At 64.2% G+C, this 14,640-nt stretch carries 11 protein-coding genes; 6 read left to right on the forward strand and 5 right to left on the reverse strand.

What is annotated here, in order from left to right; genetic code table 11:
- Nucleotide 1: 1 nt before the first annotated feature.
- The 3 genes from GAU_RS20940 to GAU_RS12050 all read left to right on the forward strand — a co-directional run bounded on the left by GAU_RS20940 (nt 2) and on the right by GAU_RS12050 (nt 2,757).
- Nucleotides 2-829, forward strand: coding sequence for a hypothetical protein (locus GAU_RS20940; RefSeq protein ID WP_015894148.1), 828 nt, complete (start codon nt 2-4; stop codon nt 827-829).
- Between the two features lie 61 nt (nt 830-890).
- On the forward strand, nt 891-1,952 hold the full coding sequence (locus GAU_RS20945) for a sensor histidine kinase (protein WP_015894149.1): 1,062 nt from the start codon (nt 891-893) through the stop codon (nt 1,950-1,952).
- A complete protein-coding gene (locus GAU_RS12050) occupies nt 1,939-2,757 on the forward strand; it encodes a LytR/AlgR family response regulator transcription factor (RefSeq protein ID WP_015894150.1) in 819 nt (272 codons plus the stop codon). Before GAU_RS20945 ends, GAU_RS12050 begins: the two co-directional genes overlap by 14 nt.
- A 60-nt stretch (nt 2,758-2,817) precedes the next feature.
- Here GAU_RS12050 and GAU_RS12055 read toward each other — a convergent pair whose 3' ends face one another.
- The 4 genes from GAU_RS12055 to GAU_RS12070 form a co-directional block, all read right to left on the reverse strand.
- Nucleotides 2,818-3,393, reverse strand: coding sequence for a DUF2911 domain-containing protein (locus tag GAU_RS12055; RefSeq protein ID WP_015894151.1), 576 nt, complete (start codon nt 3,391-3,393; stop codon nt 2,818-2,820).
- A 143-nt stretch (nt 3,394-3,536) separates the two neighbouring features.
- On the reverse strand, nt 3,537-6,635 hold the full coding sequence (locus GAU_RS12060; RefSeq protein WP_156799011.1) for a WD40/YVTN/BNR-like repeat-containing protein: 3,099 nt from the start codon (nt 6,633-6,635) through the stop codon (nt 3,537-3,539).
- 163 nt (nt 6,636-6,798) lie between these two features.
- Nucleotides 6,799-8,451, reverse strand: a complete 1,653-nt coding sequence (locus GAU_RS12065) for an N-acyl-D-amino-acid deacylase family protein (RefSeq protein ID WP_052574409.1) — start codon at nt 8,449-8,451, stop codon at nt 6,799-6,801.
- A gap of 9 nt (nt 8,452-8,460) precedes the next feature.
- The gene (locus GAU_RS12070; protein ID WP_041265502.1) at nt 8,461-10,131 is read right to left on the reverse strand and encodes an N-acyl-D-amino-acid deacylase family protein; all 1,671 of its coding nucleotides are present in this window, start codon (nt 10,129-10,131) and stop codon (nt 8,461-8,463) included.
- A gap of 140 nt (nt 10,132-10,271) precedes the next feature.
- On the opposite strand from GAU_RS12070, the gene GAU_RS12075 reads away from it, so the two are divergent.
- The 3 genes from GAU_RS12075 to GAU_RS12085 all read left to right on the forward strand — a co-directional run bounded on the left by GAU_RS12075 (nt 10,272) and on the right by GAU_RS12085 (nt 13,250).
- Nucleotides 10,272-11,885, forward strand: coding sequence for a SulP family inorganic anion transporter (locus tag GAU_RS12075; RefSeq protein WP_015894155.1), 1,614 nt, complete (start codon nt 10,272-10,274; stop codon nt 11,883-11,885).
- Nucleotides 11,886-11,904: 19 nt separating this feature from the next.
- The gene (locus GAU_RS12080; protein WP_015894156.1) at nt 11,905-12,678 is read left to right on the forward strand and encodes a carbonic anhydrase; all 774 of its coding nucleotides are present in this window, start codon (nt 11,905-11,907) and stop codon (nt 12,676-12,678) included.
- A gap of 89 nt (nt 12,679-12,767) precedes the next feature.
- Nucleotides 12,768-13,250, forward strand: coding sequence for a hypothetical protein (locus GAU_RS12085; protein ID WP_015894157.1), 483 nt, complete (start codon nt 12,768-12,770; stop codon nt 13,248-13,250).
- Nucleotides 13,251-13,281: 31 nt separating this feature from the next.
- Here the strand turns inward: GAU_RS12085 and ffh are convergent, their stop codons facing one another.
- Nucleotides 13,282-14,640 (reverse strand): signal recognition particle protein, encoded by a 1,359-nt coding sequence (gene ffh / locus GAU_RS12090; RefSeq protein ID WP_015894158.1) that lies wholly within the window; start codon nt 14,638-14,640, stop codon nt 13,282-13,284.

Here is a 14,640-nt window from a genome sequence, read left to right on the forward strand (position 1 = left end):
CATGTCGAACCATCGCCCGCTTTGGGTCGCGTTTGTCATGCTGGCGCTCAGTGCGACGTCCCCAGTTCCGGCATCGGCACAGTCCAAACCATCCGGTGCATCGACCGCCCCGTCAGCACAGACGGGAGGTGCGGCGTTGACCGGCGCGCTGCGTTGGGCCGACTCGGCGAGTCGCGTGATCGATCGTGGTGTGATTCGCAACGATACGACCGCGGTCCTGCAGGGCATTGCCATCGTTGATCGGGCACTGACGGCCTTCCCCGAGCACTTCCTGCTGACGCACTATCGCGGATACGCCGCCTATCGCCTCGGGCAAATGGCTGGCGTGCGCAAGCAGGCCAACGTGGCGCGGGCCCACTACGAAGACGCCGTGAAGTGGCTCGACCGTTCGATTGCCGCCCAACCCATCGCCGAGTCGCATGCACTGCGCGCGAGCTGCCTGGGCCAGTTGATCGGCGGCAGCATGATCAGGGGCATGCGACTGGGGCCCCAAGCCAATGACGCGGTGGACAAGGCGCGCCTGCTGGACAAGGACAATCCACGCATGCTGTTGCTCGACGCGATTGGCGCGTGGTACAAGCCGTCCATGTTCGGCGGTGGCAAGGACAAGGCCCGGGCGGCCATGCAGCGCGCACTCGCTGCGTTCGCCGCTGACACTCCGGCGCCCGCGTATCCGTCGTGGGGGTATGCCGAAGCCCTGGCCTGGCATGGGCAGTGGGAGCAGGAGGCGGGGCGCGGCGCGGCGGCGCGTGCCGCCTACGAACGGGCCCTGGAGCTGGAACCCGAGTACGGCTGGGTGAAGTACGTGCTGCTGCCGGCAGTGCGCTGATACCGGTAGAACACCGCGGAACACCGCGGAACACTGCTGAAAACCTGAAGCTCGAGGCGTCATGATGCCCGCCTGGAATGTGCCCATGCACCACATTCGCAGTACGCTGCTGTACTTCGCGGCGTGGTGCCCCTTTGTGTTGCTCTACGCGGTCCTGGTGGCACACACGGCTCAGTTGCCCACGACAGTAGCCATCGTGGCCAGTGTGCGCACGGTGGGACTGGGAGCATTGCTTGGTCTGCTGGTCCGCGCCCACGCGCAGCGTTCCCCGTGGCCTGCGCCCCTCTCGGCGGGATTCATCGTGCGTCAGGCCGTGGGGGCCGTTCTCTATGCCGGCGCCTGGGCGGGGCTCATTCTGGTGACGATGTGGCTCGACCTGGGCAGTTGGGAACGGGTGGCGTTCGTATCGTCGGACTGGATCGGCTGGCAGGGCTTCAACGGCATCGTGGGGTATGTCGTGATCGCTGGCCTGACGTGGATGGGTGTGGCATCGAAACAGTCACAGGAAATGGAGTCGCAACGACACGAGGCCGACGCACTGCGTGTGCGTGCCGAGCTCGAAGCCCTGCGTGGCCGCCTCGATCCACATTTCCTCTTCAACACGCTGCATTCCCTCATGGCGCTGTCGCGACTCGATCCGGCCCGCACCGAGCAGGCCCTGGGGCAACTGTCCGACTTGCTGCGATATGTGCTCGACAGCAAACGGGGTGCCCGTGAACAGGTGCAGTTGGCCGACGAGCTGCATTTCGTACGCACCTACCTTGCATTGGAGGCGCTGCGATACGGGGAACGCCTTCGCGTGTCCATCGATATCGAAGACGACACGCTGGACTTTGTGGTACCGAGCCTGACCGTGCAGCCCATCGTGGAGAATGCCATCCGCCACGCCGTCGCACCGCGTGCCGACGGTGGTCATATCGCACTATCCGCACGGTTCGATGCCGAATCGCTGATCCTCACCGTGGCCGACGACGGCCCGGCTTCGGCGGCGCCATCCGGCGGCACGGGTATCGGCCTCGACGCCCTGCACCGGCGCTTGCGTTTGTTGTACGGCACACGGGCCCGGGTGGACGCGATACATGGCACCAGTGGCTTCACGGTGACGGTACATGTCCCGGCCTGACGCAGGTGCGCGCACGCTGCGCACTCTCATCGTGGAAGACGAGCCGCTGGCGCGCATTCACCTGCGCGACCTCGTGCAGGGCAGCATGGCACTGGAACTCGTCGGCGAGGCCGCCAATGGGCGCGATGCGGTGCAGTCGATTGCGCAGCTCAAGCCGGACGTGCTGTTCCTCGACATTCACCTGCCCGAACTCGATGGCCTGGCGGTTCTCGAGCAGTCGCTGCAACCGCCCCATGTGGTGTTCACCACGGCGTACGACGGCTACGCCGTGCATGCCTTTGAACTCGGCGCGGCCGATTATCTCGTCAAACCGTTCACGCGAGAGCGATTCGAGCGGGCGGTGGTGCGCCTGCTCGCACGGGTCGCACAACACGATGACGCCGGAGCGGGTGACGATGCGCCGCCCGAAGGTCCGGCGTTGATGGAGCGCGTGCGCAGTCTGCACCATCAGTCATCGGGTGACGCGCGATTGCGGCATGTATACGTACGCGAACGTGGTCGCGTGCTGCCCATCGCAGTGGATACCATCGAGCGCCTGGAAGCCGATGATGACTACGTGGTGCTGGTGGTGGGTGGTCGTCGCCACCTGTTGACGGTGCCGCTCAGTGAACTCCTGGGGCGACTCGACGCCGGACGGTTCGTGCGCATACACCGGTCGCATGCGGTGAACCTCGATCATGTGCGGGCCATGTTGCCCGCCGACTCGGGGCGATGGGCTGTGGTGATGCAGAGCGGTGAGCGCGTCCTGGCCAGTCGCACCGGCACCCGACAGCTACGCGAAAGCATGGGCCGCTCTCGGGGATGAATGCCAAACGGGGGCGACGTCGTGATGACGTCGCCCCCGTTGGTGCAGCAGACCCGCAAATTACTTGACCGTGAACGGCGCCACGGCCTTGTAGTTGTCCCACGACACGATGATCTCGCCACCGTTGCCGGCCGGCTTGACCTGGATCTCCATCTTCTCGACCACGGCGTTGTTGCTGGTGACCGTCATCGGGATGCGGACCAGATCCTGCTTGGCGTCATAGGCCGTGCCCCACTGCTTCGTCTGCTTGTTCACGATGAGTTCCCACTTGAGGTTCTCCTGGATCAGCGTGAACAGCGTGTAGGTACCGGCCGGCACGTCCTTGCCACCGAACGACAGCGTCTTGCTGGTGGTGAGGTGCGTGGCTTCGTTGGCACCCGTGCGCCACACCATGCCCCACTTCATGTCGGACAGGCCGTTGAAGATGACACGGCCACGCTTCGACGGGCGGCCGTAGTTCACCTTGATATCGGCGGTGCCGATCTTGGCGCTGAGCGAGTCACGTGGCGAAGCCGGCGCCTGGGCACCGGCCGGAGCCGCGTGACTGGCCGCACCCTGCGCGGAAGCGGGAACCGAAAGCAGCGACATGGCAACCAGTGCACCAGCGCCGCGCGTCATCAGACGGGAAACATTCATGGCGGGACTCAGGAGAGGGAGGAAAACATACGGGCGGCGACCACGTGGTCGCCGCCCGGTGTGTACCATACCGCCCTGATCGAGTTCCGCCAATCGGCACGGCGGGACGTTTCACCCCACCATCCTGCGGCTTCCGGCGGAAATCAGGGACGAATTTCCGGCCCCAGCGCCGCGTCCAGATCGCGCTTCACCGTCTGAAGCTCCTTGAGCAGTACCGTGTACCGATCCGTCGCGTCCCGGCCGATCTTCTGGTCGGCGCGCACGGTCATGCCAGCCAGGTACGTGATGTGCGCCTGCAGGCCCGGCTTGCCGTAACGGATGGGCTGCGTGTTCACCACGTCGGCCACCTTGCGCACTTTGGCCAGTGTATCCGCCGCCGCGCCCGTCGCATTGCGGAAGCGCTGTTCGGCGCCCCGGATACGGGTGGTCACGGCATTGATCTCCGCCGTCATCTCGCGCATGCGGGTGTTGTGCGCGAACTGCGCCTGCAGATCGGCTTCGGTGGTGCCATCAGACGCCAGACGCGGATCGATGCGCACGCGCAGCGGCACGGTGGTGGTGGTGCCACCAGCCGTCACGCGCGCGGTGTACTGCGCCGGCGGCGCCCCCAGGGTGTTCTGGTGCTGCACGTTCCACACAAACCGGTTCATGCCCGCCTGGTTGGGTACCAGGTTGAGCATCGGACCTGCGGCTGCGCCACCCGGGCGACCAACGGCCATGGCCGCTTCCGGATCATCATCATCGGCCGCACGACGACGCGGCGGTGCCGGCGGCACCACGCCGCTCTTGAAGCTGTTCACGACCTTGCCCGCGGCATCCAGAATCTCGATACGCACGGTGTCCGCCGCGGCCGACGGCAGATAGTAGTCGATCGTGGGGCCAAGGATGGACTGCCCCACATTCGTCCGATAGCCATCGCGCGGACGGAACACCGTCACCGCCGCAGTAGCCGTCGTCGGCGTGATCTGACGCAGTGCGCTGATGTTGTCGAGAATCCAGGCGGCGCGACCCTGCGTGGCGATCACGATATCGTCGTTGTGCACACGGATGTCGTTGATCGGCACAACGGGCATGTTCAGGTTGAACGGCTGCCAGTGGGCGCCATTGTCGAACGACACGTACAGCCCGAACTCGGTGCCCGCATACAACAGGCCTTCACGCACCGGATCTTCGCGCACGACACGCGTGGGCGCATCCACCGGAATACCGTTCGTGCCATCGGTGAGCAGCTTCCAGCTCTGGCCGTAGTCGTCGGTGCGATAGATGTACGGCTTGTAGTCGCCGAGCAGGTAGCGGTAGGTGGCGAAGTACGCCGAACCCCGGCGATGCGGCGACGCATCGATCCACGCCACACGGCCCCCTTCGGGCAGGTCCTTCGGCGTGACGCGCTTCCACGTCTTGCCATCGTCACGCGTGACCGAGTACGGGCCGTCGTTCGCACCCGTCCAGATCACGCCCTTCTCGAGCGACGACTCCGTGATGGCGTAGAGCGTGCTGTAGAACTCCTCGCCCGTCACGTCACGGGTGATCGGCGATCCGCTACCGCCCTGGCAGCATTCCGGGAATGCCGTGAGGTCGGGCGAGATGCGCTGCCACGTCACACCGGCATCGCGCGTGCGATGCAGGTACTGCGAGCCGTAGTACACGACCTTCGGATCATGCGGCGACATCGCCATCGGCGTGGTGCGCTGCATGCGATAGATCAGATCTCCACCATCATTGCCGTACAGCGACTGCGCGCCGATCCAGTAGTTCTTGGTGATGCCCGCGGCCACGTTCTGCACCGCGAACTGGCCCTTGCAGTTACCGTAGATGATGTTGCGATCGGTGGGGTGCGGAATGATCGGACCCGTCTCACAGCCGGGTCCCGTGCGCACCGCCGACATGTTGAACGGATTATTCTGACTCGGCACGATGTACGTGCTGTTGTCCTGCTGCGCCATGTACAGGTTGTACGGGAACGCGTTGTCCAGCCATACGCCATAGAACTCGGCCGTCGGCTGCACGTCCTGCGAGCTCCACGTCTTGCCACCGTCGAACGACACATTCGCGCCGCCGTCGTTGGCCTGCACCATGGTGTTGCCGTTGGTGGGGTTGATCCACATGTCGTGGTTGTCCCCGTGCGGCGTGCGCAGCGGCGTCACGGTCTTTCCGGCGTCCGAACTCTTGTACAGCGTCTCCGCGCCACCGTACACCACATCGGCGTTGGTCGGGTCGGCGTTGAGCGTGGTGTAGTAGAACGGGCGCGTGATGAGACCGGGTGTGCTGTTCACCAGTTGCCAGTTTTCGCCCGCGTCATCACTGCGATACAGACCGCCACCCGGCAGTGCTTCCACGAGCGCATACAGGCGATTCGGATTCGCCGCCGTCACGGCAATGTTGCCCTTGCCGATCAGTTGCGTGGGCAGGCCGTTGCGAATGTTCTTCCAGGTCTCGCCGCCATCGGTGCTCTTGTAGAAGCCCCCTTCGCGCGAGCCGGAGATGATCGTCCACGGCTTGCGCTCGATGCGGTTCATCCACGCGAAGACGACATTCGGGTTGCCGGGCTGCAACTCCACGTCCATGCCACCCGTGCTGTCGCTCACGTACAGCGTCTTCTTCCAGGTCTTGCCACCATCGACGGTCTTGAAGATGCCGCGTTCGGTGTTGGGCTTGAAGATGTCACCGTACGCCGCCACCCACGCCATATCCGGGTTGGTGGGATGCGCGCGAATCGAGCCGATCTGCCCGGCGTTGTAAAGACCGCGGAAGTCCCAGGTCTTACCGGCATCGTTCGAGCGATACACGCCACGACCGGTGGAGACATTGGAGCGCACACCATCGGAACCGGTTCCCAGCCAGATGATATTGGGATCGTTGTCGGCGACGATCACCGAGCCCATGGACGCGACCGGCACCTTGCCGTCGGTGATGGGCTCCCAACTTTCGCCGGCATCGGTGGTGCGCCACAGGCCACCGCTGGCCACGCCCATGTAGAAGGTGCGCGGCTGCGATGCGACGCCGGCGACCGTGGTGACTCGGCCACCGCGGGAATGCCCCACGAGCCGGTAAGAGAGACCGCGGAACAGAGCCGGGTCGACCGATGCCATCATCGGTACACGGAGTCTCGCCACGGGCGCCGCTGCGCGAGCGGCGGCGGGGCGGGTGGGCGACGAGCCAGTGGCCGCTGCCTGTGCTCCGGCCAGTACCGGAGCAAGCAGCGCGCAAACCGACAGGGTGGCCAGGGCGGGATGGCGCAACATGTCAGAAATCGGGTTGAGGGAAACAGGGCACGTCGGGATGTGCCACGCCTCAACTTAGGTCATCGACCCGGCCCGCGCTGCGTTTGGTCCCGCGGTTCGTGCCACGGTGAGGCCCCGCCACCGACCGGGACCTCGATTGCACCATTCCCCCTCGGGTCCGCCCTCAGGTCGCCCGCAAGACCTGCCCTGCGGCCGCCAGATGCTGTCCATCGCGTATCGTCACCCGACCATTCACCACGACCGCCCGGATGCCCACCGGATATTGGAAGGGATTGGCGAACGTGGCCGTATCGGCCACTGTGGCGGGATCAAACACCACCACATCCCCCGCCATGCGTGGCGCCAGCACCCCACGATCCTTCAGGTGCACACGAGACGCCGGGCGAGCCGTCATGCGATTGATCGCGCTGGCCAGGCTGAGCGCTTTGCGTTCCCGCACATAGCGGCCGAGCACCCGCGGAAAGGTGCCGGCGCCACGCGGATGGGGACTGCCGCGCCGGGTGGGTCCATCAATCGCAAAGGCGCCGCCATCGGAGCAGACCATACCAAACTCGTGGGCGAGCAAGCGGTCCAGATTCTCCTCGCTCATCGCAAACCCCAGCATGCCCACATCGGCGCGGTTGCGCTTGAGCAAGCCGACGGCGCCTTCGTACGGATCCACGCCTCTCGCCTTCGCCCAGGCCCCGAGGCGCTTGCCTTCGGCGTCGCGATCTTCCGCCGCACTCACGCGGGAGATCTGGACGTTGTCCCATCCGCCGATGAGTTCGACCTTGCCCAACGCTTCGGTGCGGATACGCTGCGCCGTGGCCGCACTGTCGAGCCTCGCCAGAAACGCCGGCGTGCCACCATCGCGCGCCCAGACCGGAAAGAGATTGGTGAGACCGGTCGCATACGCGACATACGGATAGACGTCGAACCACGCATCCATACCCGCCGCCCGTGCGGCGCCGATGCGCGCGATGGAGCTCTCGAATTTCGGCCAGTTGCGCGTGCCCTGCATCTTGAGATGCGAGATCTGCAACGGACATCCCGCTCCACGGGCCACCGCAATCGATTCGTCGATGGCCTCGAGCAACTCATCGTCTTCGTTGCGCATGTGCGTGGCATACGGCAGACGGGGTGCGGCCAAGGGTTTGCAGAGGGCGATGAGTTCGTCGCGTGAGGCAAACGCTCCCGGTGTGTACTCGAGGCCGGTCGACGCACCGCACGCCCCCTGCTCCACCGCGCGCGCCACCATGGCCGTCATGCGTGTGAGCTCTGCCGCCGTCGCCTTGCGATCCACTTCACCAATGACTTTTCCGCGCACGGTGCCGAGACCAATCATGGAGGCCACGTTCACCGACGCCTTGTATCCCGCCGTGCGCGTTGCCCACTCGGCATACGAGTCGCCAGCGTCTCCAGTGAAACGCGAACTTCCATCGGCGCCCACCACGATCGTGGTCACCCCCTGCCGGATCGCCGATTCAGCGCGCGGATCTTCCCGCAGCGAACTGTCTCCGTGCGAATGGATGTCGATGAACCCTGGTGCGACCGCCAACCCCCGTGCATCGATCTCTTCGGTTCCGCGATCCGTGATGCGGGCGGCGATCTGCACCACACGACCCTGATGGATGGCCACATCCATCTCGCGCCCATTTGCGCCCGTGCCATCGAACACGGTACCGCCACGCACAACAAGATCGACCGTGGCCTGCACACGGCGTCGCGCAGTCGCAGGATCGGACATGCTCATCGCATCGCCAGGCAGCATCGGAGCCACGGCAGGCACAATGGACAACAGCCCCGTGGTGCGCAGAAAATCGCGTCGTGAAGTCATGGTATGGTCTTACTGTTTGGCGCCGGGTCCGAGCACCACACGCCCCGGCTTGGCACCGGTGTGCTCACCTTTCGAAAGCACCATCACGCCGTTCACGAACACCTCACGCACACCACTTGCATACTGGTGCGGCTGCTCGAATGTGGCGTTGTCGCGGATGGTGGCCGGGTCGAACACCACGACGTCGGCGAAGTAGCCGGGCTTGAGACTGCCCCGTCGCTTGATGCGCAGGTTGCCGGCCGGCAATGCAGTCAACCGACGAACCGCTTCCTGCAGCGTGAGCACGGAATCCTCACGCACGTATTTGCCGAGCACCCGCGCAAACGTGCCGTAGGCGCGTGGGTGGGGATTGCTTTTCAGAAACACACCTTCGGTAGCCAACGAACCCGCGTCCGATCCAACACTCACCCACGGCCGCTGCAGTTGCTTGGCAATGTTGTCTTCATTGATGATGAAATAGATCGTGCCGACACGTGATCCGTCCTTCACCACGAGATCCATGGCCGTTTCTTCGATACTGGTGCCACGCAGCTTGGCCACGTCGGCGAGCGTCTTGCCGGTGTACTGCTTGAGCGAATCCGCCTTGAAGCCCGAGAACATCACATGATCCGGGGTACCGGCAGCGAGCAAGAGACTCTCCCACTGGTCGGTTGGCGTGCGCATCTCTTCCGCCACGCGCTTGCGAATGGCCGGGTCGCGCAGACGCCGCGCCCACTCGGTGTATCCACCCTCCTGCACCCAGGGCGGCATCGCCGCATCGAGACCCGTGGCACCCGCCGTATAGGGATAGATGTCTGCCGTGATCTCGAGTCCCGAGGCGCGCGCCGAATCGATGCGGTCCAGCACGCGGGCCATCTTGGGCCAGTTGGCCTCGCCGGCGGCCTTCAGGTGATAGATCTCCGCGCGCGCGCCGGATTCCTTGGCGATCGTCAACAGCTCATCGACGGCTTCCTCGAGCTTCACGCCTTCACTGCGCATGTGCGAGATGTACATGCCACCGTACGGTGCCGCCGCCTTCATCAGTGCCACCAGTTCGGGCGTGCGCGCATAGAAGGCCGGCGCATAGATCAATGAAGAGCCAACACCGAGCGCGCCTTCTTCCATCGCCGTGCGCACCTCGGCCTGCATCGCCTCGAGTTCCGACGGTGTGGGGGCACGATCGGCCCAGCCCACGTGATTGATGCGCACCGTGGTCGCCCCAACAAATGATGCGATGTTGGTGCTGATCCCTTTTCTCACCAGTGAGTCCTGATAGCCACGCAATGTGCGCCAGGTGATCGGGAACTTGAGATCCCCCTGCTCGGCCAGCATCGCGGTGCGCAATGTGTCAGAGAGTGGGCCCATCGACTCGCCCTCTCCCATGACTTCGAGCGTGACCCCTTGCCGAATATCGCTCTGGCTTCGGCCATCCTCGATGAGCGACTCGGTGGCCCAACTGAGCATGTTGATGAAGCCAGGAGAGACTGCCATGCCTTTGGCGTCAACTTCGGTGCGCCCCGACCCGGTAACAACGCCAACCGCGACGATGGAATCTCCGATGATGGCCACATCGCCGACGATGGGCGCATCGCCGGAGCCGTCGTATACCGTACCATTACGTATTACCACATCGTAGGCCGGTTCGGACTGACAGGCCACGAACAACGCCATCGCCGGCAGCAGAGCGAGAAGTCTTGGCATCTTATCGGGATTGGGGTGGGCTTTCGCGGAACTTGGTTCCCGCTTTGGCGTTTTGATAGGTTCGACGCAGCGCCATTCCTCGAAGGGGATATATTTTCTCCCCTCTCATCGAATGTTCCCCTCCTCAGGCCCATTCCCGCATGCCGGCCCTTTCCCGCGCACCTGACGGCGTACCCGAGTCGTCTGTAGGACCCGATAGTCCAGGCCCCGTCTCACCTCGAGGATTTTTCGACGAGTGGCGGAATGATGTCCCGGCATCCGTGGTGGTCTTCCTTGTCGCCCTACCACTCTGTCTAGGGGTCGCCCTCGCGTCGGGTGCCCCGCTGCTGTCCGGTGTGGTGGCCGGCATTGTGGGCGGCATCGTCGTGGGCATGGCGTCCGGCTCCCAATTGATGGTGAGTGGGCCCGCCGCCGGTCTGACGGCCATCGTGGTCACTGGCATCGCGCAGGTGGGGGGCTTTGCCCAGTTCCTGCCCGCCGTGATTCTGGGTGGTGCGTTGCAGATCGGACTGGGTGTCGCACGCGCAGGTGTGATCGGGTACTACTTCCCCTCGTCAGTGATCAAGGGAATGTTGGCAGCGATCGGCCTCACGCTGATCCTCAAGCAGATCCCCCACGCGATGGGCTATGACGCTGGCTACGAAGGCGACTTTTCCTTCGTGAGTCCGTCAGGCGAAAACACCTTCGGGGCCATCGGGCACGCCTTGCAGCAGGTGCAGCCTGGTGCCATCGCGGCCGCATTGATCGGTGTGGGTTTGATGGTGGTGTGGCCGAAGACACCGATGGCGCGTATGAAGCTGTTCCCCGCCCCGCTCGCGGCCGTGGTGCTCGGTGTTGGACTCAATCAGTTGTTGTTGGCCGTGGCACCAGAGTACGCCATTCGCGACACCCATCTGGTGACCTTGCCGACCACTGGTGCCGAAGGCGTGTGGGGGCAACTGACCCGTCCTGACTGGGGCGCGTTGGCGAACCAGCAGGTGTGGATTCTTGCGGCGACCATTGGCATCGTGGCCAGTCTCGAGTCGCTGCTGAGCCTCGAAGCCACCAACAAGCTCGATCCCGAGAAGCGCGATGCCCCGGCCAATCGGGAATTGCTCGCCCAGGGCATGGGCAATGTGGTCTCCGGTTTCTTTGGTGGTCTGCCGGTGACCGGTGTGATCGTGCGGAGTTCGGCCAATGTCGATGCCGGCGCGCGCACACGCCTCTCCGCAGTGGTGCACGGTATCCTGCTCATCGTGGCCGTGTTGTTGCTGGCCCGCGTGCTGAACCTGATCCCGCTCTCCGCGCTGGCGGCCGTGCTGCTGGTGACCGGCTTCAAGCTGACGACACCGGCGTTGTGGAAGTCCGCCTGGCGTCTCGGTCTGTCGCATTTCATTCCGTTCGCGGTGACGATCGTGGCCATTCTCTTCACCGATCTGCTGCGTGGTATCGGTATTGGATTGGTCGTCGGTATCGCCTTCATCATCGCGGAGCACATGCGGCGCCCGGGCCTCATTCTGGTGAGCCCGGCCGGTGCCATCCTCACCCGCTACGTGCTGCCCGACCAGGTGACCTTCCTCAGCAAGGCCAGCATCGCCCGGGAACTCGAGGCGCTGCCGGACTCCTGTCGTGTGGAAATCGATGGACGGCGTACGGCACGTTTCGACTACGACGCGCTCGAAGTGATTCTCGCCTTCCGCGAAACCGCGCGTTCCCGCAACATCGATTACCGGCTCGTGGGCATTCCCGAAGTCGGCCTGACTCCCGCGCACTGACATTTCACGAGTCCCGCCCATGGATAACTTCCGCAAGATCATCCAGAACAACCGTGAGTGGGCCGCTGCTGTGGTGGCAGCCGACCCAGACTACTTCGCGCGCCATGCGAAGAAACAGGAACCGTTGTTCCTCTACATCGGCTGCTCCGACAGCCGCGTGCCGGCGAATGTCGTAACCGGCACCGTGCCGGGCGATTTGTTCGTGCACCGCAACATCGCCAACCTCGTGGTGCCCAGTGATCTGAACGCCATGAGCGTGCTGCAGTACGCCGTGGAAGTGCTCGACGTGAAGCACATCATCGTCACCGGACACTACGGATGTGGTGGCGTGAAGGCCGCCATGAGCACCGAACAGCACGGCCTGGTCGATCACTGGTTGCAGCCCATTCGCAACGTGGTGCGCTGGAACCGCCCGGAACTCGATGCCATTATCGACGATCAGGCGCGCTTCGATCGTGTGGTGGAACTCAATGTGCTCGAGCAGCTCTACCACCTGTCCGAAACGCCGGTCATCCAGAACGCCTGGGCCAAGGGACGCCGTCCCCTGCTGCACGGCCTGGTCTACGATCTGAACATCGGCATCCTCAAGGAAGTCGCCACCAGCATCGATTCGCAGGAAGCGGCAGACCTGCTGGCTGCTCGCCGTCTGTCTGGCGTGCCGGCCGGCCCGCCGCCGATGACGCGCAATGCCACTCCGCCGCTGTCCAGCGACGATCTGGCCGACTCCATCGCGCATCGTGTCGCCGAACGCCTGGCAGCAGCGGGATGGGAGATGCCTGGCGGGAAGACCTGACGGACCTGGCGAACGGGCGCTCCCCGTTTGCCCTGTTTGCCAGCAACGGCCGGTCCTCCATACGGGGGATCGGCCGTTAGTTTTGTTGCATGGCCAAGATCCCTTCTCCGTTCAAATCACTGCCCGCCGAACGCCGGCTGGCACTCGTGCTGGAAGCGCTCGCGAAGCACAAAGGCGCCAAGACCCTCTACGCACAGCGCATCGCCGCCAAAGGTGGCGGCTTCCGCGCCGCCACACTGGTGTCGTGGCCCGCAGAGCGCATCGCCAAGGAGTCCCTGCGACTCGGCGCGCTCACCCCACAGGATGAGTTGGAACTCCTGCAGCTACTCTATGTGGATCTGGAGCCGAAGTATCAGATCACGTTTCTCGATACGCTGGGCGTGGCCCACGACAACGGCGTGATCCCGGAAGACCTCGAAGCACCGTACGCGCCCGCCGATGCGGTGGTGCGCGGAGCAGAGGCGGTGTTGTCGGCCCATGGTGATGAGGGCCGACACTACCTGCGCACGCTCGTGGTGTACAACCTCCCGGCCTGGCCGGGCCTCGACACGGTGGTCTCAGCCGAAGGCTGAGACGCGACAACGGTGAGTGCGGGCTCCGCGGTCAGCGGGGCCCGAACATCCCGCCACCGCCAAAGGGCATGCGCGGCATGCCGCCGCCCTTTCCGCCGGCGCCACCGCTCATCTTTTTCATCATCTTCTGCATTTCGCGGAACTGTTCGAGCAAGCGATTCACTTCGCTCACCGAACGACCGCACCCCTTGGCGATACGCGCACGCCGTGAACCGTTGATCAACTCCGGCTTCTTGCGCTCCTGGGGCGTCATCGACAGCACAATGGCTTCGATGTGTTTCATGCGCTTCGGATCCATCTTCACGTCCTTCAGCATCTTCGGGTTCACACCCGGCAGCAGCTTGAGGAGGTTCTCGAAGGGTCCGAGTTTCTGCATCTGACGCATGGCCGACAGGAAGTCCTCGAGATCCATGCCTTCCTTGCGGACCTTCTTCTCGAGTTTCTTCGCTTCGGTGGCGTCGAAGGCTTCCTGCGCCTTCTCGACGAGCGACACCACGTCGCCCATCTGCAGGATCCGACCAGCCATACGCTCAGGGTGGAACTCTTCGAGCGCATCCGGCTTTTCGCCCACACCGATGTACTTGATGGGCTTCTTCAGCACACCGTAGATCGACAGCGCCGCACCACCACGCGCATCACCGTCGAGCTTCGTCAGAATCACGCCGGTGATATCGAGGGCTTCATTGAACCCCTGAGCGATCTTCACCGCTTCCTGGCCGGTCATGCCGTCGGCCACGAACAGGATTTCGTCGGGCTTGATGGCAGCCTTGAGCCGCTTGAGCTCGTCCATCATGTCAGCGTCGATCTGCAGGCGACCCGCCGTATCGACAATGACCACCCGATCCCGATTGCGCACCCCCTGATCGATGCCGGCCTTGGCGATCTTCACCACATCCTGGGTGGTGCGGTCGGCATACACCGGCACATCGAGCGCCTTGCCGAGCGTCTCGAGCTGATCGATCGCGGCGGGACGGTACACGTCAGCCGCCACCAGGCGCGTGGTCTTGGCCTCGAGCTTGAGCTTACGGGCCAGCTTGCCGGCCGTCGTGGTTTTACCCGAGCCCTGCAGGCCAACCATCATGACCACCGTGGGCGGCACAGAGCTCATCTTGAGCCCCTCGCGCCGTTCGCCCAACATGGCAGTGAGCTCGTCGTGCACGATCTTGACGAGCTGCTGGGCTGGCTGCACCTGCTTGAGTTGCAGCACACCGATCGCCTGCTTTTCCACCCGCTCGAGGAACTCGCGGGTCAGGGCAAAGTTGACGTCGGCTTCGAGCAGGACGCGGCGAACCTCGCGCATCCCGTCCTTGATGTCGGATTCGGTCAGGACGCCACGGCCGCGAAGCTTGGCGAAGACGTTACCGAGTTTGTCTGTGAGCTCGTCGAACAT

It is taken from the genome of Gemmatimonas aurantiaca T-27, assembly GCF_000010305.1.
GTDB lineage: Bacteria > Gemmatimonadota > Gemmatimonadetes > Gemmatimonadales > Gemmatimonadaceae > Gemmatimonas > Gemmatimonas aurantiaca.

Coding starts and splice junctions, on each gene's coding strand:
- GAU_RS20940 (WP_015894148.1), top strand. CDS start 2: ATGTCGAACCATCGCCCGCTTTGGGTCGCGTTTGTCATGCTGGCGCTC.
- GAU_RS20945 (WP_015894149.1), top strand. CDS start 891: ATGATGCCCGCCTGGAATGTGCCCATGCACCACATTCGCAGTACGCTG.
- GAU_RS12050 (WP_015894150.1), top strand. CDS start 1,939: ATGTCCCGGCCTGACGCAGGTGCGCGCACGCTGCGCACTCTCATCGTG.
- GAU_RS12055 (WP_015894151.1), bottom strand. CDS start 3,393: ATGAATGTTTCCCGTCTGATGACGCGCGGCGCTGGTGCACTGGTTGCC.
- GAU_RS12060 (WP_156799011.1), bottom strand. CDS start 6,635: ATGTTGCGCCATCCCGCCCTGGCCACCCTGTCGGTTTGCGCGCTGCTT.
- GAU_RS12065 (WP_052574409.1), bottom strand. CDS start 8,451: ATGACTTCACGACGCGATTTTCTGCGCACCACGGGGCTGTTGTCCATT.
- GAU_RS12070 (WP_041265502.1), bottom strand. CDS start 10,131: ATGCCAAGACTTCTCGCTCTGCTGCCGGCGATGGCGTTGTTCGTGGCC.
- GAU_RS12075 (WP_015894155.1), top strand. CDS start 10,272: ATGCCGGCCCTTTCCCGCGCACCTGACGGCGTACCCGAGTCGTCTGTA.
- GAU_RS12080 (WP_015894156.1), top strand. CDS start 11,905: ATGGATAACTTCCGCAAGATCATCCAGAACAACCGTGAGTGGGCCGCT.
- GAU_RS12085 (WP_015894157.1), top strand. CDS start 12,768: ATGGCCAAGATCCCTTCTCCGTTCAAATCACTGCCCGCCGAACGCCGG.
- ffh (WP_015894158.1), bottom strand. CDS start 14,640: ATGTTCGACGAGCTCACAGACAAACTCGGTAACGTCTTCGCCAAGCTT.